At 60.5% G+C, this 16,736-nt stretch carries 15 protein-coding genes, 1 tRNA gene and 4 pseudogenes; 7 read left to right on the top strand and 13 right to left on the bottom strand.

Features of this window, described 5'->3' with window-relative positions; translation table 11 throughout:
* The first annotated feature begins 110 nt into the window (after positions 1 to 110).
* The 3 genes and pseudogenes from NKH91_RS24220 to NKH91_RS24230 form a co-directional block, all read left to right on the top strand.
* Positions 111 to 803, top strand: coding sequence for a winged helix-turn-helix transcriptional regulator (locus NKH91_RS24220; protein WP_023722341.1), 693 nt, complete (start codon positions 111 to 113; stop codon positions 801 to 803).
* A gap of 47 nt (positions 804 to 850) precedes the next feature.
* A tRNA-Arg gene (locus tag NKH91_RS24225) sits at positions 851 to 927 on the top strand.
* A gap of 776 nt (positions 928 to 1,703) precedes the next feature.
* Positions 1,704 to 1,997 (top strand): annotated as a pseudogene (locus tag NKH91_RS24230) (DUF3363 domain-containing protein); the annotation flags it as partial.
* 12 nt (positions 1,998 to 2,009) lie between these two features.
* On the opposite strand, the gene NKH91_RS24235 reads toward NKH91_RS24230, so the two are convergent.
* Positions 2,010 to 2,924 carry a LysR family transcriptional regulator gene (locus tag NKH91_RS24235; protein ID WP_352847499.1) on the bottom strand — a complete coding sequence of 305 codons (915 nt, stop codon included), beginning with the start codon at positions 2,922 to 2,924 and terminating at the stop codon, positions 2,010 to 2,012.
* A 444-nt stretch (positions 2,925 to 3,368) separates the two neighbouring features.
* On the opposite strand from NKH91_RS24235, the gene NKH91_RS24240 reads away from it, so the two are divergent.
* The 3 genes from NKH91_RS24240 to NKH91_RS24250 are packed head-to-tail and all read left to right on the top strand — an operon-like array spanning position 3,369 to position 4,378.
* Positions 3,369 to 3,626 (top strand): carboxymuconolactone decarboxylase family protein, encoded by a 258-nt coding sequence (locus NKH91_RS24240; RefSeq protein WP_352847496.1) that lies wholly within the window; start codon positions 3,369 to 3,371, stop codon positions 3,624 to 3,626.
* Between the two features lie 13 nt (positions 3,627 to 3,639).
* Positions 3,640 to 4,044: a carboxymuconolactone decarboxylase family protein gene (locus tag NKH91_RS24245; protein WP_352847641.1), complete on the top strand. Its 405-nt coding sequence runs from the start codon at positions 3,640 to 3,642 to the stop codon at positions 4,042 to 4,044.
* Positions 4,034 to 4,378 carry a carboxymuconolactone decarboxylase family protein gene (locus NKH91_RS24250; RefSeq protein ID WP_352847494.1) on the top strand — a complete coding sequence of 115 codons (345 nt, stop codon included), beginning with the start codon at positions 4,034 to 4,036 and terminating at the stop codon, positions 4,376 to 4,378. Before NKH91_RS24245 ends, NKH91_RS24250 begins: the two co-directional genes overlap by 11 nt.
* A 539-nt stretch (positions 4,379 to 4,917) precedes the next feature.
* Here the strand turns inward: NKH91_RS24250 and NKH91_RS24255 are convergent.
* The gene (locus tag NKH91_RS24255; RefSeq protein WP_352847491.1) at positions 4,918 to 5,589 is read right to left on the bottom strand and encodes a hypothetical protein; all 672 of its coding nucleotides are present in this window, start codon (positions 5,587 to 5,589) and stop codon (positions 4,918 to 4,920) included.
* 123 nt (positions 5,590 to 5,712) lie between these two features.
* On the opposite strand from NKH91_RS24255, the gene NKH91_RS24260 reads away from it, so the two are divergent.
* On the top strand, positions 5,713 to 5,976 hold the full coding sequence (locus NKH91_RS24260) for a helix-turn-helix transcriptional regulator (protein ID WP_352847488.1): 264 nt from the start codon (positions 5,713 to 5,715) through the stop codon (positions 5,974 to 5,976).
* Positions 5,977 to 6,234: 258 nt separating this feature from the next.
* Here the strand turns inward: NKH91_RS24260 and NKH91_RS24265 are convergent, their stop codons facing one another.
* The 11 genes and pseudogenes from NKH91_RS24265 to NKH91_RS24315 form a co-directional block, all read right to left on the bottom strand.
* Positions 6,235 to 7,920, bottom strand: coding sequence for a DUF3363 domain-containing protein (locus tag NKH91_RS24265; RefSeq protein ID WP_352847485.1), 1,686 nt, complete (start codon positions 7,918 to 7,920; stop codon positions 6,235 to 6,237).
* A 1,609-nt stretch (positions 7,921 to 9,529) separates the two neighbouring features.
* On the bottom strand, positions 9,530 to 9,826 hold the full coding sequence (locus NKH91_RS24270) for a DUF736 family protein (RefSeq protein WP_352951010.1): 297 nt from the start codon (positions 9,824 to 9,826) through the stop codon (positions 9,530 to 9,532).
* Positions 9,827 to 10,030: 204 nt separating this feature from the next.
* Positions 10,031 to 10,153 (bottom strand): annotated as a pseudogene (locus NKH91_RS24275) (DUF736 domain-containing protein); the annotation flags it as partial.
* A gap of 300 nt (positions 10,154 to 10,453) precedes the next feature.
* Positions 10,454 to 10,819: an antibiotic biosynthesis monooxygenase family protein gene (locus NKH91_RS24280; RefSeq protein WP_352847480.1), complete on the bottom strand. Its 366-nt coding sequence runs from the start codon at positions 10,817 to 10,819 to the stop codon at positions 10,454 to 10,456.
* A complete protein-coding gene (locus NKH91_RS24285) occupies positions 10,816 to 11,181 on the bottom strand; it encodes a 4a-hydroxytetrahydrobiopterin dehydratase (RefSeq protein WP_023676573.1) in 366 nt (121 codons plus the stop codon). The genes NKH91_RS24280 and NKH91_RS24285 overlap by 4 nt, the downstream gene beginning before the upstream one ends.
* A gap of 50 nt (positions 11,182 to 11,231) precedes the next feature.
* Positions 11,232 to 11,306 (bottom strand): annotated as a pseudogene (locus tag NKH91_RS24290) (NADH-quinone oxidoreductase subunit D-related protein); the annotation flags it as partial.
* A gap of 42 nt (positions 11,307 to 11,348) precedes the next feature.
* Positions 11,349 to 12,992 carry a chaperonin GroEL gene (gene groL / locus NKH91_RS24295; protein ID WP_352458343.1) on the bottom strand — a complete coding sequence of 548 codons (1,644 nt, stop codon included), beginning with the start codon at positions 12,990 to 12,992 and terminating at the stop codon, positions 11,349 to 11,351.
* A 50-nt stretch (positions 12,993 to 13,042) separates the two neighbouring features.
* Positions 13,043 to 13,357 carry a co-chaperone GroES gene (locus tag NKH91_RS24300; RefSeq protein WP_352466759.1) on the bottom strand — a complete coding sequence of 105 codons (315 nt, stop codon included), beginning with the start codon at positions 13,355 to 13,357 and terminating at the stop codon, positions 13,043 to 13,045.
* Positions 13,358 to 14,000: 643 nt separating this feature from the next.
* A complete protein-coding gene (locus NKH91_RS24305) occupies positions 14,001 to 14,438 on the bottom strand; it encodes a hypothetical protein (protein ID WP_352847477.1) in 438 nt (145 codons plus the stop codon).
* Between the two features lie 306 nt (positions 14,439 to 14,744).
* Positions 14,745 to 14,869, bottom strand: a pseudogene (locus NKH91_RS24310) (IS6 family transposase); the annotation flags it as partial.
* 664 nt (positions 14,870 to 15,533) lie between these two features.
* Positions 15,534 to 16,208, bottom strand: coding sequence for a protein-L-isoaspartate(D-aspartate) O-methyltransferase (locus tag NKH91_RS24315; RefSeq protein WP_352495641.1), 675 nt, complete (start codon positions 16,206 to 16,208; stop codon positions 15,534 to 15,536).
* Positions 16,209 to 16,736: the final 528 nt, after the last annotated feature.

A 16,736-nucleotide genomic window follows, 5' to 3' on the forward strand; every position in this document is an offset into this window, starting at 1 on the left:
GAAAGCAGGAACTTCAAATCCACCACACTTGGGCCGGTACAGTTTCTGTACTCGCCGCACCGCTGGGAAAGGCCTATGCTCCCGGCTGAGTTTGAGGGGAAGGCAACATCATGACCCAGGCCGGATACAAGCAGTTCTGCCCGTTATCGATGGCCGCGGAGGTGCTGTGCACCCGCTGGACCATGGTTCTGCTTCGCGAATTGGTGGCGGGCTCGACCCGTTTCAACGATCTGCGCCGCGGCGTCCCCAAAATGTCGCCGACCCTTCTGTCGCAACGGCTCAAGGAGCTCGAGCTGGCCGGGATCGTCGAGCGCAAGGAGGTGCGCGGCGAGAAAGGCATCTTCGAATACCGGATGACCGAGGCAGGCAGGGATCTGCGGTCCGTCGTCGAGGCGATGGGCTTTTGGGGGCAGAAATGGGTCGAGTCGCGGCTGTCGCTGAAGAACCTCGATCCGTCGCTGCTGATGTGGGACATGCGGCGCAATCTAAACGCGTCGCCGCTGCCCGACGGGCGCACGGTGATACAATTTCTGTACCAGGAGCTCCCCGCCTCCAAACGGTCGTGGTGGCTGATCGTCGAGAAGCACGGCGAGGTCGACCTCTGCTGGTACGATCCGGGGTTCGATGTCGATCTCTACGTCTCGACCGACCTGCACACCATGACCGAAATCTGGATGGGGCTGATCACCGTCGAGAAGGCCGGGCCGAAAGTCATTCTGACGGGCGATCAGGATATCGCCCGCAAAATGCAGACTTGGCTGGGCCTGAGCCCGTTCGCTGTCGAACCCAAGCGAGCAGCCTAGCTGCCTCTTGGCGAAACGATCCGAAGCGGTTATGTGTCGGGCGCGATGGTCCCGTAGCTCAGTAGGATAGAGCGGCAGATTCCTAATCTGTAGGTCACAGGTTCGATTCCTGTCGGGATCACCAAGTTTTTCAAGCACTTAGCCAACAAGCCGCCGTACTTTTTGGTAAATTAGTACGGCAATTAGTACGGCGAATTTCGCATGAACTTCGGCTTCAGCTGCTCAATCCAACCGAGTTGTGGATTTCCATGATTCTGGAATTGAGTAGATTGTTGGGACGGGCGGCCACCGATGTCGCTTCAGGTGGCGATTTGAGGTGGGGTCTGTCGAGACGCAATGCCGCGCCTCGGCAGGCATTGATTTTACGATGTTTTTTCTAGTCTAGGAGCCCACAGCGATTTGTATCACAGTTTGTATCTCAGTCCGTATCGCACGAGGCTGACCTAGCCACCTGGTAAAATGGCACGTCTTACGAGGCCTGAGCCGTAATCAATGTTGTCGTGCCAGCGCTACATACGGTCCCTTGCACGTTTGGTCTGGAACGACAGCCATGGAGCCGAGAGCGGACTGGCAGCTCATAGGTGTGGATCACGGAAAAGTTCGCATTCGACGATTAAGAGCTGGATGACTGCTACCGCCCCCCATTTCCGACATTGATGGATGGGACGCGCGTCCCATAAGCAGCCAACGTCAGTGCCGAGGCTGCAAGGTCAAAGGGTGGCTTTCAGTAGGCCGGCTGTGGCTGCCCTCGAAAAATGCGGTACTGCAAGAACGAAATTTGTTGCCGAGGAACTGATCTGCAGCGCCATACTCTCACAGGGTCCTCAGCTCCTCGTCGGCAATCGCGGCTTGGATCGATCGACAGATCTTTCAGCGAATCTACAAATTTGAAGGGGCGCTTACCGGCGCAACCTGATCGCCACGCTTCAGGAACGCGAGGTTGACCGTGCCGGTGGGGAACTGGCGGCGAAAAAGGCACTGCCGTTCCGAGCTGCCGCCGAGGGCGAAACCGTGACCGGCACCTTCACCGGGGCCGCGCAGCTATCCAGTGGCAAGTTCGCCATCGTCGAGAAGTCCCACGAGTTCACGCTTGTCCCGTGGCGGCCAGTCATCGACCGCCAGCTCGGCCGCGAGGTCAGTGGCATCGTGCAGGGCGGATCGGTGTCCTGGCAGTTGGGGCGGCAGCGGGGATTGGGGCTTTCGCCCTCAAACCCCTTGACCGACTTCACTGAGCACCCGTCGCAGCCATTGATGCCCTGGGTCGGCGTCGTGGCGCGCATGCCAAGTCTGCACCACTCGAAATGAAGGAATATCCAATGGCGGCGGAAAAAGTCGGAGCGGTAGCCGCCCTGCCAACGGTGCGAAGAGACGACGGGGTTCCGTTGCCACGAGCTCGGAGGCATCGACCAGCATCGGTGCCATCAAGAAGTGGCCGACCGTCACGACGACATTCCTCTTCAATCCTTTCTTGGTGAGCACAGCATCGACATAGCCGCTCGGATTGCCCTTCATCGAAACCTGAAGATGGCGCAGCGAGAGATAGCGGTCGAGGTCGAGACTATCGGCCAGATCGGTGTGATCGCCGCGGCCAGCGCAGATGAAGTCCTCTTCGTATAGCAGTTCTTCTCGCATATGGGTCGGCGGCTGGGGGAAGTTGCCGGCGATGAGTTCGACTGCGCCGTCGTCCAGCATCGGCAAACCGACGCTGCGGCTCGTGTTGCGGACCACCAGAGAAACGCCTGGTGCTTCGCGGCCGAGCCGTGCAGTCAGACGCGGTAGCAGCACGAAAGCGGCATAATCGGAGAGACCGACCACGAATTGCCGAGTGCTTTCGGTCGGATCGAACGAGCGCCCGCCGAGCAGGACGCCTTCAACCTGTTCGAGGATCGACCGAACACTCGGCGCAATGTCCTGCGCCAGTGGCGTCGGCGTCATGCCGCGCGGGGATCGGACAAACAGCGGGTCTCCGAACAGAGCCCGAAGGCGATTGAGCGAATGGCTGACCGCCGGCTGGGTCAGCCCAATCCGCTCGGCCGCGCGCGTGGCGTGCCCTTCGGCAACGAGGGCGTCGAAGACGACCAGCAGATTGAGATCGACGTTAGCGATATGAATCTTCTTCATCACGGCGATGCTAATAATGAATTTGATTTATCGCAATCGCCGATGCAAGGTCTGACCTGAAATAAAGCGGGGGCGGGCAGAGTTAGAGAACATGAGTGTCAGGTCCCACCACCGCAGCAACGGGAAGAGTAAGTTCTCGCCGACGCTTTATTGAGGCTGCCTTCATCGCAGCAAGTTCTTTCGCCATCAGTCGGAGCGGGCAAGCCATGGCCTCGGAAACTCATGAGGATCGATTTTCACGCGGCCTGGAGATGCTCCGCCGGATCGGCGGGGAGAATTTCGATGGACCGATCAATGCTCTGGCGGAGACCTCCGCCGATTTGTCGCGCTTCACCGTCGAATATCCCTATGGCGATGTGTTGTCCCGCCCGGGGCTGGATCTCCCGCTAAGGCAGCTCTGCACCGTCTCGATGCTGCTGGACCGACGGAAGCGCCCAGCCGCAATTGAAGTTTCATATCGCCGGCTTTCTCAATGCCGGCGGCACCCCCGAAGCGATCGTCGAACTGCTCTTCGTCTCGGTCGCGGTCCTGGGCTTCCCTGCAACCGTCAATGCCGTCGGCATCGTCCGGTCGGTATTCGCCGAACGCGAGCTGGCATTTCAGCCCATCAAGCCCGCGACGGGTTACGGAGCGGGACGCGGATGGGCCGGACGCGAGATGCTGGAGCGGCTCGTAGCGGGCGACGCGCAGGGGCTATTTTGACCGCTTCGCCGGCATCGCGCCCGACCTCGCGCAGCTTTCGATCGATTTCGGGTTCGGGGAGGCGCTGGCTCGGGACGGCCTCGATCACAAGGCCAAGCTGCTCGCGATCATCGCGATGCTCGCCGCGACCGGCAACCGCGCCGATGCGCTGCGTCTTCATCTGGCCGGCGCTATCGCCAATGGGGTGACGCGCGAAGAGATCATCGAGCTGCTGATACAGCTCAGCGTCTACCGTGGATTCCCTTCGGCCCTGAACGCATTCTCGGTCGCCCGGAGCGTCTTCGCGCTTGGCGTCCAGACGCTTCAGGTCGACATCCCCGCGCCCGTCGATACGGAAAGCCGTTCGGACCAACTGAAGCGGGGGGAACGCTCTGCTCGCGAAAAGCTCAGCGGCATCAGGCGACGCCGTGGTCCGTAGCTTCGACGACATCGCGCCGGACCTCGGGCGCATGATCGTCGAGCATTCCTATGGCGAGGTGTTCTCGCGCAGTGGCATCGATCTGAAGACCCGTGAACTCAGCGCCTGCGCGGCTTTGGCTGCCATCGGTTCCGCGACGACGGAAACCCCTTTGCGGGTCCACATCAACGCCGCCTTTAATGTTGGTGCGAGCCGGGAAGAGATCATCGAAACGCTGGTCAATCTCGCGCCCTATAGCGGCTACCCAGCGACACAGCAGGCGATCCGCATCGCCGCGGAAGAGTTCGCCAAGAGCAACCCGTCCTCGCGACAGCGCAAGGAAGAAAGTGAATGATCGACCGACGTTCAATGCTTTCCGCAATCATCTCAACCGCACTCCTGCCGCCATCACCCGCCATGATCACTCCCGCCGCAGCGCAGGGAACCCCTCCCAATTTATGTAATCAAAGAGACTGTGGGGCATACTTCGCATGGAAAAGATCTTAAGCAACGATGAGCAATGTTCGTTACCACAGTAGTGCTTGAGTGATCTCCCGCGGCATTAGACGTTCTTGGGAACGTCGACCGCAATTTCGATGATCTGGCGTTGCCGGCATAAAGGCGCATGGCCGCCGAAACTCATTGACAAAGGCGAACGTCAGCTTTCCCAGCGTGACCGTCCAAACCTGCCAGTCCGCTTCCCACCCTAGCCGGCCATCCCTGGCACCCTGGGCGAATGGCAGCTTTCGGGAGCGGATGGCGTTGAGCTGGACGTCAGAGATGCGGCGCGAAGCGGTCATTCGCCGTTCGTGGGACAAAGGTTTCTTTCGGTGAACCAGCACTCTGCGCCGGGCGCTCACGAATGGCTGCGAATTTATGGCTACCCAGCGCCGCCTAGGAGCGTCGCTCGCCATGAAGAACTCGTTCTTGTTTCGCGATGCGCACCAAATCGTTGAGCGCCGAGCGGATTTGCGGCCACGGGAACTCGGAGCACTCCTCCCACGCCTCGCCCTCGCTCAACACCGCATCGAGCTTGCACGCCACACCGGCCAGAGTCGTGGCGGGCGTCGTTGAGAACGCTCCCAGCAAATCCTCCGCCCGGTCGCCAGCTTCGCGCTCGGCTCTGAACGCGGCCGTATAGCCGCCCTCCTCGGCAGCCGCATCCCAGCGTGCCTGATGCGCTTGGAACTCGGCTTCGGCCTTCACGCGAAGAGCCATCATGTCAGGCCCGTTGCCGAGCACTTTATTGAGCGCCTCAATCGAGTGCACCGTCACATCCTCACCCTCTGGCAGTCGGACGGTCACACAGGGAAATCCGATGCTCTCGACAAGTCTCGTTTCAAGGCGCTGCTGTCTCTGGCAAAGCTGCCCTGTCCGTTTGTGGGCTTTCTCCCATTCACGCCAAACCGCTAGCGCTGGATCGGAGGAGAGCGTGCTCGTCGCCGCCGGGTTGCCGGCAAAAGTACTTTTCTCAAGAACCAAAGCCGTTGATGTCATCATCCCTGCGATAAGCATTCGCCTGCGAGTGACGAAGGGCGAAGTCGTGGTATTGTCGGAATCAGCCATGATCCGAGCTCCAATCAGCTTGGGGAGTGGTTAGGCCGCGCAAGGTGTAACGAGCACCTCGTGCGGCCGCGTTATTCGCCTTCCAGAATGTCACTTTTTGTGACTTTTAACAAGCAGAATGTCATGAAAAAAGACATATCGCCCCAGCAGCTCCGCGCCGCCCGAGCCTTAATTGATTGGACGAGAGAGGATCTGGCTAACGCATCGGGGATAACCGTTCGCACGCTCGTCAGAATTGAGAATGCCCAGACGACTTCGAGGCAAACCACGCTTGACGCGTTAATTGCGGCGCTCGAAACTGCCGGGATTGAATTCATCCCGGAAAACGGTGGTGGCGCTGGCGTTCGCCTGGCGCGTAGATCTATCGGCCCAAAAGGCAAAATGTGACCGTTTTGCATAGACCGGCTGTCTTTCGTAACCGAGGCCTGCGGATTTCCGACAGCCGCAATTGTTGTCTCCGACCTGTTGGAGAGGGAAGGCCTGGCGCGCTTCTCTTCAGCCTGCAACAGCTCGTCTGCCGCTCCCAGGCCGCCGAAACGGCGGCGAAATCTCAAGACTCTGAGGAATGGAGCAACAATTTCCTTGTGGAGCGCGGGCAGCGACCTGAGATGGGAAAAGCCCTTAGTGAGCCCTATTTCTCAGTCTTCACATTCCTATCCCTAGGCCGCGTTTTCTGCCGAAGCTCCAGTCGATGCCACCGCTGCCTTGCACGAGGCCGGTGATGTGCTGGCCGATGCGCCTCTCGAACATCGGCTGCCAAGGAACGAGCTGAAACCCGAGCCCGTCGTCCAGCATGGCGAAGCGCCCGCTGGCAAGGCGGACCGAGCCGAGCAGCGTGCCGCCAACATGGTTGCCGGACTGGACAGCCACGAAGGTGAGGCCGCGCGCAGCGGCCATTTCCTTGCCGACGCGCGTGACCTCCTGGCGCTCCAGCGTGGCAACAAGGTCGCGCGCGAAGGTGATGGTCCCGCTCCCCGCATCGCGTTCGGCATGGCCCATCCTGACGAGGTGGGCAGCCCGTTTGTCGAGCGCGTTGTCAACGTCGAGACCAAAGCCTGACCTCACCAGCGGCACAGGAGTCCCAGCCGTAAGCTCCCGGTCGAGCCAGGCGGCGCCATCGCTGCCGACCTGCGCGTCAAGATCGAACGTCGAGAGCACACGCACGGAGAAGTCCTTCCCACCATTGCGGGCGTCGTAGGCGATGCCGCGCTCGGACAGGTCTTTTGGAACGCGCCAGTGGTCTTCGTCGATGCGTTCGACATGGCCGGCCCGGCGCAGCGCTTCGAGACGGCGGACATGGAAACGGACGAAGGCATCCGGGTCCTTGCCCTGCCCCAAAAATGTCTCGCGGATCGCCTCAATGTGTTGGCTCGGGCGATAGATGCCATCCTCGCCGGCTACGACTCTGATGTTGCTGTCGGCCGCACGCAGCTCCTCCTTAGGCAGGATCGGATCGAGCGCCACGATATGGCCGCGCTGAACGTCGTCTAATTTTGCCGCATCAGCAGTCTCGACGTAGTGGGTGCGCCCGTCGACACCATCGATGACAAGCGACAGGCGGTCGCTCATCTCGTCGCCCGCAAGGCCCTTGGCGAGCACACGGCCTACGATCGGCTCGGCGATGGTTCGCCGGTGCATGATATATTGCGCAGCACCCCGCTCATCGGCGAGGCCGTGCTCGTCCAGCGCCCGGTGCATGGTCTTGATGATGTCGTTGCGCTCGCCAAGTGCCCGCAGCGTGCTTTCGGTCCTGTCGGAGATAATCCACCGGCCGGGCTCGATCTCGCTCGCCAGGCCGAAGTGTTGCAGTGTCTTCGCCCGATCGATCAACAGATAGCGGTTGCTGGAAATAGTGTAGCTGTCGCTGGCATTGGGACGGAGATCGACAAGGTCGTGCTCCTGCTGTTCGGCGACCAGCATGCGGTCGAGCCGTGTCAGCCGTTCGGCGTCCACCTCGTTGGCCAGCTTGCGGGCGACCTCGACCTCGCTTTGCAGCCCAAGCTCCCGTTCGACCAGCTCGCCTGCCCGGTGGCGGATGCCATGGGCGATGTAGTCGCCGGCGATGTTCAGGATCTTGCCGTCATCGGTGACGCCGCGCACCAGGATGTGGGTGTGGGGGTGCCCAGTGTTGTGGTGGTCGACGGCGATCCAGTCGAGGCGCGTGTTGAGGTCGGCTTCCATCTGCCGCATGAGATCGCGGGTGAAGGAGCGCAGGTCTTCCATCTCGGCGGCATCCTCTGGCGCAACGATGAAGCGGAACTGGTGCCGGTCGCCGCGTCCGCGCTCGACGAAGGCCTTGCCGTCGGCCTCGTCCTCGACGGCCGAGTACACCCTGCCCTTCTCGCCGTCTTTAGTGACGCCGTCGCGCTGGAGATAACGCAGATGCGCATCGAGGGCTGGTCGTCACGAACATTTGGCCGTGCCCGCTCGTCCCCTTCCCTCGCCCCGGCAGCTTGACGACGCGCGCCTTGACCACGACGCGGCGGGAGCGAAAGCGGACGCCATTGGAGTCCTGCTTCCACCTGCCGCCGCGGCCGCGGGCATTGAAGCGGCCACTCCCTGCCCCGGCCCCCTGCTTGCGCCGATGCGATTGGGATTGCCACCCTGCTTGCGGATGGCAATCTCGACCTGGCGCACGAAGGGCAGCGTGCGCGAATTGACCGGCGCGCCGCCGCGGCGCGTTCGGCCGGTGCGAACCTGGAACCTGTCGCTGTCACGATTTGCCATGACGACAGCATCGGGAGTCAGATTCCGCGCTTCAAGATCGCTGGAGCGCCGAGCGTGCTACGGCGCGCAAAGACTTGTTATGGCGAAGAATGGCGGATCGCACATCCCTAGGGCACGACAGTTTTGCTTTTCAGTTCAATATGATAGCGGACAAACGGGTGCCTTTCGCACCTCGCGTCATTCCGCTTGGCGCGCGCAAGCACTGGAAAAACAATGTGCAGACAGACACTTAGAGCGAAGCGAGGGCGAGCGCCAGCTCGCTTTATCTTGCCGTCCCTGCCCGTCCTCCGGTCCTCCCGTCCTCCCGTCCTCCTCCCCATCAACGTCCCGCTGTCCCGCTCCCGTCCTTCCCGTTCTCCGCCATCTCTCCCCGTCCCCCTGAAACAACCCTCCCACTGCAGTTCCCGCGACGCAACAGACCGAAATGCGCTTGACCAGGAATGCCACTGCCAACGTGATGCTATGGAAGGGCACTGGACAAACAGGCTATCTGCGGCGGGTCTCGCAGCCGGACACACAAGCTATCCGGCCGAGGCTCGACCGCAGTTAAGTCAACTACGGCAACGTTGTCGGCGACCGACTGTTGGGCGAATGAATCGCCGCGAACACTGCCTCTGCCGCAACATTCGCGTCACGGTCGCTACGCATTGCAACGTCATTCCGGATGTCGCCCGTGCGCGAAAACCGGCGAATGGAGGGCGCTCGCCTCGCCCGCTCCCTGCCGAGAGCGCGTCGGAATGGAAACCGCACCATTGATCAGCGATGCGCGCAGCTTCCCGGAAACCATGGATCAGCGGATAAGATCGTGCTGCTGGAGCGCGCCCGCCATTCACCATGCGTGGGAGGTTCCGCCGCAAATAGCCGACGCCAAATGGGTGAGCCAAGCATGCAGACATCATTGTCATGGTGCTGCGGACGACAGTGCATACACCCCTATCCTGACGCACAGGCAGTCTGCCGCCGTGCTCGCTTCAAGGGCAAGGCTTCGCCGGCCGACCTGCTTGCCGTAAATTGCGTCGCGATGAGCGTCCGCAGCCATTGGCAAGCGTCCCGCCGCCCTTGACCTTCGCTGCGCACGCCAGCCGCCTGACGGGAGATCGGGTCGGAGTGTTTAACCAGCGCCCGAGTTGACGCGAAAGGCTCGCTGAGGCGCAATAGGAGCGTCCGATCAGCCTCGCTCGTCGCGCTTCGAGAGCCGGCTCCAGTGCAGGCCCTAAGCACTTTTCTCGGCATCGGATTGGAACAGAGTTGCTCGGATCGGGTTGCACGAAGGATGAATCGTTGATGCATACGGAGAGAAGGCGACAGCCTTCTCGCCGGTGCGATCCCACGCCGCACCGATCCCCATGTCTTTGTAGAGAACGCGGTGGTCTGGCATATTTTGGCATTCGATTTCTCGGCGGGCAGGATGGCAAGCTTCCGTCGAGCGCCAGGGTTGAGATGTTGCCGAAGAAGCCGTCGTCGTTGCAGGTGAAGGTTCCGATCTGGGCCATTCCGTTGCACCTTTCATAGGCGTTGACGAAGTTTACTGCGAGCCGTCACGGCTCGCCGGAGAGCGTTGTGAACAACCCCAATGGCAGTTAAGTCGCCGGTGAGGAAGGCGCGCAAGGCACCTGCCAAAGTGTAACGTGCCGCATCTGACAGAGGTGCCAAGCAGTGGCGAACCTGAATATGGCGAAGCTCCGCCTTGCGGCGGGCTTCGTGTTAGGTCGGATCACTCTGCGGCGCGGCGAGACCCGATGAGCGAGAACGCGCCCTCGGTGTCGGTCTCGACCGGGCTCGCAGATATCGTAGCGGAGAAGCTTGGATCGTCGAGCTTGACGGGGTAGTCGCGTCCCTCGCTCGAGGTTTTCTATGCTGCCCCGAACTCGGTGTTATGCAGTGCACCACGTAAGTTCGATGCGGAGTGAGGTGCCTTTGGCCCTTTTGGCCGATCCAATAACTCGATCCTTGTCTGGCACTTCTCCTCGCCCGGTGAAATCGAAATTTGTCCGGGACAATGGAACCGTGGACCCGAATGGCGCTGTCTTTCTTGATTGCCGTCAAATGTGGAACATCGACGTAGTGCATTGCGGATCGGCCCCCCAGGCCCGCCGGAGAGCACTGGTGCATGGAGGGGGCGTTGGTGGATGTAAATTCACCAGCTCATGTCGGGTGTCACGACCCGGCGGTACAGATGGGGATCGATCTCGTCCGTCAACTGATCGAAGTGACCCCACTCCTTGCGGAATTTCGACGATTGATGAGCCGATCGCAAGAGATCGCGACTCTGCCATTGGACGTAGTTGACGATGCGACTCCCGTCGATGCTGCGATGCAGGCTGATTGAGATGAACCCAGGCTGGCGCGCCATAAAGCGCGCTCGCTCGGTCATGACGGACATGCCTCGGCCTGCTTGTCCGGTTCGGGCTCGATAACAGTGATCTGAGTTGCGGGCTGATCGTCGGTACGGATGTGTGGCATAAACGACCTCACTTGATTGGCAATGGATTTGCCGTGTCACCGTTGGCGGTCGAGGGGCCGCCCCGCGCGATCGAGCATCCGATCGATCTTGCTCGCCATGATGAAATCGTTCTCGTGCAGTCCTTTGATCTTCTTGGTGCTCAGGGAAACCGTCACATAACCCCAGCCGAAGCTGATGTCGGGGTGATGGCCCTCGGTTTCGGCGAGCTCACCGATCTCCTGAACAAGGGTGAGCGCGTCCCGGAAATTGCGGCATCGAAAGCTCCGCTGGATGCGGTGGGCATCGTCACCCAGCTCCCAATCAGGAGCCTGTGCCTGGAACCGTTGGGCTTCATCACGCGTGAGCGGCGGGACGCCGCCGCGACAAGGCGTACATGTTTTCTCGGCAAGAGTGTCGGTCATGTTCTTGTCTCCAAGACCATTTTTAGCAGCAAAATACGACAGCGACGAGCCTATCGATCGATCTCCCCGAACACGATGTCGAGCGAACCGATGATCGCCGAGATATCGGCTCGCATGTGCCCGCGTCGCTGGCCTTCCGTCGTCCTGGCTATAGTCTCAGGCGCCGCTCAGTAGTCCATTCCGCCCATTCCGCCCATACCTCCCGCGCCACCCATAGCGGGCGAAACCTTCTGCGGAATGTCCGCGATCATTGCTTCAGCGGTGATCAGGAGCGCGGCAATCGAGCCGGCATCCTGCAGGGCCGTCCGAACGACCTTGGCGGGGTCGACGATACCGGCCTTGATCATGTCGACATAGACTTCGTTCTGGGCGTCGAAGCCCTGATTGTGATCCTTGCTGTCGGAGAGCTTGCCGACGACGATCGAACCTTCAACGCCGGAATTCTCGGCAATCTGGCGGATCGGGGCTTCAAGTGCTCTCAGCACAATCGAAATACCTGCCGTCATGTCAGCATTCGCGCCAGTAAGCTCAGTCAAAGCTGCCTTGGCGCGCAAAAGCGCAACACCGCCGCCGGCAACGATGCCTTCTTCCACGGCTGCACGAGTGGCGTTCAGCGCATCATCGATGCGGTCCTTCTTTTCCTTGACTTCCGTCTCGGTCGCGCCGCCGACGCGAATGACAGCAACGCCGCCAGCCAGCTTGGCGAGACGTTCCTGGAGTTTCTCCTTGTCGTAATCCGAGGACGTTTCCTCGATCTGCAACTTGATCTGCTGGACGCGCGCCTGGATGGTGGCTTTCTCGCCGGCGCCGTCGATGATCGTCGTCGTATCCTTCTCGATGAGCACGCGCTTAGCCCGCCCGAGCATGTCGATCGTGACGTTCTCGAGTTTGATGCCGAGATCCTCGGAAATCATCTGGCCGGCGGTGAGCACGGCAATGTCTTCCAGCATCGCCTTGCGCCGGTCACCGAAGCCTGGCGCCTTGACGGCTGCGACCTTGAGGCCGCCGCGCAGCTTATTGACGACCAGCGTCGCCAGCGCCTCGCCTTCGACGTCTTCCGAGATGATCAGCAGCGGCTTACCGCTTTGCACCACAGCTTCGAGGATCGGCAGCAACGCCTGCAAATTGCCGAGCTTCTTCTCATGGATGAGAACGTAAGGGTCCTCCAACTCCGCGCGCATCTTCTCGGCATCGGTGACGAAATAGGGCGAGAGATAGCCACGGTCGAACTGCATGCCTTCGACGACATCGAGTTCGGTTTCGGCGGTCTTGGCTTCTTCGACGGTGATCACGCCCTCATTGCCGACCTTGTTCATCGCCTTGGCGATCATGGCGCCGACCGACGCGTCGCCATTGGCGGCGATCGTACCAACCTGGGCGATCTCGTCCGAAGATTTGACTTTCCTGGCCCTGGCTTGAATGTCCTTCACCACAGCAGCCACAGCAAGGTCGATGCCGCGCTTGAGGTCCATCGGGTTCATGCCCGCGGCAACGAATTTGGCACCTTCGCGCAGGATGGAAGCGGCCAGCACCGTGGCTGTCGTCGTGCCGTCGCCGGCGAGGTCGTTGGTCTTCGAGGCCACTTCGCGCACCATCTGGGCGCCCATGTTCTCGAACTTGTCGGCAAGCTCGATTTCCTTGGCGACGGCGACACCATCCTTGGTGATGCGCGGCGCGCCATAGGCCTTGTCGATGACGACATTGCGGCCCTTAGGGCCGAGCGTCACCTTGACGGCGTTGTTCAGAATTTCGACGCCGCGAAGCATCCGGTCGCGGGCATCGGTAGCGAATTTGATTTCCTTGGCAGACATGATTTTAGGTCCAGTTCAGTCTTGAAATTGCGGGATCGGAAATCGCCCGGTCAGGCGGCTTTCTTGGCCGCTTTGGTCTTCTCGACGATGCCCAAAATGTCGCTCTCCTTCATGATCAGGAGGTCCTCGCCGTCGATCTTGACCTCGGTGCCGGACCATTGGCCGAACAGGATGAGATCGCCGGCCTTGACGTCGAGCGGGATCAGCTTGCCGCTCTCGTCACGCGAGCCCGGGCCCACGGCGATCACTTCGCCTTCCCGAGGCTTTTCCTTGGCGGTGTCGGGAATAATGATCCCGCCCTTGGATTTGGTATCGCCTTCCGCGCGCCGAATGACGACGCGGTCGTGGAGTGGCCGGAATTTCATTGGGGGTTCTTTCTGCCGCCGCACATAGAGCGACTGCAACACTTAACATAGCCCCTTTGGCACTCGAATGATAGGAGTGCCAAATTTTTAATTCCTCAAACCGAAAATATTTGAAATGTAAATCAGTCGTTGTTACCGGCGCTTTTGGCCGTCCGAAAGGCGGAGCCATAAGCAATTTTATTGTAATTCATCCCTCTTAATTTTGCCGACAACAGGCTAAATTAATCCGCAATTACGAACCAAACCTATTTAGCCTTGATTGAATGTGCATCGAGAGATATGTGCAGTTCGCGAAAATTTGGCACGATTTGGCTTTCCCGGTCCCGATCGACATAGGTCCGCGACCTTCGACCCACCATGAAGCATCGAATTTTCGACAGCGAATGTATAGCGCTTATCCGGCGCGCATGTCGCTCTGTTCGAGCCTTTGAACCCCGGCGCTGACCACGGATGTGCTGGCAGCATTGGGATCTTTCCGGTTCGGATGGAAAAGATGCAGGAGGGGGCGTCGGCGTGCTCCTGCGGAAAGCCGCACCCCCTCATGCAAACGCAGCCTCCCCGCGTGGGGAGCGCTTGCCTGCGCTACGGCGGCGGCTTTCCATGCGAGCCGCTTCAAAAATGATGCTGCGAAACGGCTCCGGCTTTATCCGACGAACGCCTCACGCATCCGAGCGAACATGCCTGGCTGTCTCCCGGCAATCGCCGCACGGATGTGACGGGCGGCCGTTACGGCGCTCACCGTCGCGCCGAAATGACAATAGCAGATGATCTCATGCAATTGCCTGTCGGTCAGTTCGAAGAACCGCTTCGCTTCGCCGTAGTTGTCGTTTTCCAACCCGGCGGCGCGGAGGACAGGATCCTCGAAAGCGACTGAGATCGGCGAGCCGTCGCCGCGCATGCCCCCGCGTGATCTAACCGGCTGATACTCAGTCTGGTGTAGCGTCGAGAGTCGCCGGTCAGGGTTCCGTTCAAGGAGCTCCGCCCAGCGTTCAAGACGTTCGCTGCGCGACATGGCCTGGCGCAGGTAGTCCTGATCGATCTCGGCGACGATCTGCAGTTGCTCAAGCGTCTGGTGCTTCATTTTAGCCTCCTATTCGGACGATAGTTGGCCCACCCATATCCTTCTTATACCTGCGGCCAGCGTGACTCCGACCGATCGTGAAGTCCAATCACGATGATGCTGGGAGGGCTTCCCCCCCCACGAAAATGCGGAGGCTTCGCAAAGATCCGGCCATTAATTTGGCGAACGCGGTCAAATGCGCGGCTGTTCGACGATGTCGGTCTGGAGTCCGTGCCGATCGAGGTGATCGACGGGCAGAGTCTGTGCTGGAGTAGCCCGGCTCCATCGCTGGCCGGGCAGCGGGATCAAGCGAGTGGCAGTTTAGCTTCGAAACCGCCGAAGGCCGGGCTGATGCGAGTTCTCCGCCCGGTCGTTGGGCCCTTGTGGCTCCAGTGTACGACTTCCGGCATGACCTGGCGCCTGGCTACTCCGTAGGATCGCAGTTTGTCCGTGTCGAAACCATTATCGAAGTTACCCGGCCCGATGGCGGAGTGTTGCGGATTGCGCGATCCAAGGACCGGTCCGTCCAACAACCAACAAGTTGCGCGGAAGCCATCTCAAAAACGGTCCAGGCTGTGCGTCGTCAGGATGGTAGCCGAACCAGCGAAACAGCCAATCAGGTGTCCCTTCCTTCGACCTTTAGAGACTGAGCAGTCAGCTGCCGCCAAGCGAGAATGACGATCGCTCTCACTGCTGCGGCGCTGGTATCGGTGTGCCGCCAAACCAACCAGCCGCATACGCAATCACGACCAATACCACGATCACGGCTACCACGCCGTACCAGAGGCGCCTGTCCTTGAGATCCATCGTTACCTCCTGCCCGCTACGTGTTGGCCACTGGGCGAATTCCTTGAGCCTTTAGCCGTCATTTCCCAGATGAGCGACCCATTTGCCGTCTGGCAGGCACACAGTAGGCTGGATAAGGGGTCTTTGAGAAGCGCGCAATACGACCGCGCCGGCATGATCGCCAGCGGCTGCGACCGGCGGCGGCAGGCGTGCTCGACGAGTGGCGTTGCGGCATGGATGTCAAAAGATCGGCGATGCCATCCAGCGCCTGTGTGATCGATGCGGCGCGCGTTATCCTGATCTTCCAGCACGGCTCCGCCGCACCCCTCATTAGACCGTTTCGAGACGGCTGAACCGAACCGGGATGAGTTTGCGAGTCTTCAGTTGCCCTGCCGCATCCTTGTCGATGACCGTCAGAAACTGTGCATTTTCAGATCCCAAAGGCAGAACCAAGCGTCCTCCCGGCTTGAGTTGCTTCAGTAAAGCCGGCGGTGTCCGCTCAGCCGCCACTGTGACCAGGACCTTGTCGAATGGGGCGTGCTCAGGCCAGCCGCGAGACCCGTCTCCGACACGAATGCCGACATTGGAGAAGCCGAGACCCTGCAGGAGAGCCTCGGCATGGCTTGCGAATTCCTCGATGATTTCGACGCTCCAAACTTGCCCGGCAAGGTCCGCGAGGATTGCGGTTTGGTAGCCTAGGCCGGTGCCGATCTCGAGCACTACCTCGTGCGGTTGCGGCGCAAGGAGATCGGTCATGAGAGCAACGATGAAGGGCTGCGAGACGGTTTTATCAAAGCCGATCGGCAGCGGCATGTCTTGGTAGGCATAAGGCGCAACTGATGCTGGCACGAAGAGATGCCGCGGTATCCGCCTCATCGCCGCCAATACCCGCTCATCGAGCGCCGCCTTGCCAAGTTCATCGCTTGCAAGATCGGTGTGAATTGCAATCATCTCGACCATGTGCCTGCGTAGAACCGCGAGATGCTCTTCGTTCATCGGCTTCATGACGGTGGGGCGCTCCTCAACCAGTCTGCTGCCTCATAGCCTTATACCCTGTTCGTCTTGTCACAGTAACCATGTCGTCGAGAACGCGGCTTCGGTTGGGGCGGGTTGTACCGCCCTGCTATTTCGTCGCCGTCCTTGGTGCTCTCCCGTTCCTCGCACCGGGGTGGAACGGCGTGCGCATCAGAAGCTCGCCAGCCAGGCGACAACATCGATATAGCGGATCGCCAGCCAATTGAGCACCAATAGGCCGAAGGCCAAAACGACGCCGAACCCTGCGCTGTCGTTCACCGGCTCCATCCCGTGCTGATCGTGCGTGATCTGGCGATTGACGATGGCCGAACCTGGGCGAGCCAGCAGCGCGATTCGCGCTGCAGGCCGGCCATACAATAATCAGCGTTAGCCCGCGTGGCGCTGCTGAGAAGAACCGGAATTTCGTGATGGCTTGCCGCCGCCATTGGCGCGGCACTGGGGGACTGGCTGTCCTTCTGGATCGGCAAACGGCTTGAAAAGCGGGTTTCGCACTATTGG

This window comes from Mesorhizobium sp. M0894, assembly GCF_040319725.1.
GTDB lineage: Bacteria > Pseudomonadota > Alphaproteobacteria > Rhizobiales > Rhizobiaceae > Mesorhizobium.

What these genes read in the sequence shown, in the direction of transcription:
- NKH91_RS24220 (WP_023722341.1), top strand. Translation starts at nt 111, where the DNA reads ATGACCCAGGCCGGATACAAGCAGTTCTGCCCGTTATCGATGGCCGCG.
- NKH91_RS24235 (WP_352847499.1), bottom strand. Translation starts at nt 2,924, where the DNA reads ATGAAGAAGATTCATATCGCTAACGTCGATCTCAATCTGCTGGTCGTC.
- NKH91_RS24255 (WP_352847491.1), bottom strand. Translation starts at nt 5,589, where the DNA reads ATGGCTGATTCCGACAATACCACGACTTCGCCCTTCGTCACTCGCAGG.
- NKH91_RS24260 (WP_352847488.1), top strand. Translation starts at nt 5,713, where the DNA reads ATGAAAAAAGACATATCGCCCCAGCAGCTCCGCGCCGCCCGAGCCTTA.
- NKH91_RS24270 (WP_352951010.1), bottom strand. Translation starts at nt 9,826, where the DNA reads ATGAAAGGTGCAACGGAATGGCCCAGATCGGAACCTTCACCTGCAACG.
- NKH91_RS24285 (WP_023676573.1), bottom strand. Translation starts at nt 11,181, where the DNA reads ATGACCGACACTCTTGCCGAGAAAACATGTACGCCTTGTCGCGGCGGC.
- groL (WP_352458343.1), bottom strand. Translation starts at nt 12,992, where the DNA reads ATGTCTGCCAAGGAAATCAAATTCGCTACCGATGCCCGCGACCGGATG.
- NKH91_RS24300 (WP_352466759.1), bottom strand. Translation starts at nt 13,357, where the DNA reads ATGAAATTCCGGCCACTCCACGACCGCGTCGTCATTCGGCGCGCGGAA.
- NKH91_RS24305 (WP_352847477.1), bottom strand. Translation starts at nt 14,438, where the DNA reads ATGAAGCACCAGACGCTTGAGCAACTGCAGATCGTCGCCGAGATCGAT.
- NKH91_RS24315 (WP_352495641.1), bottom strand. Translation starts at nt 16,208, where the DNA reads ATGAAGCCGATGAACGAAGAGCATCTCGCGGTTCTACGCAGGCACATG.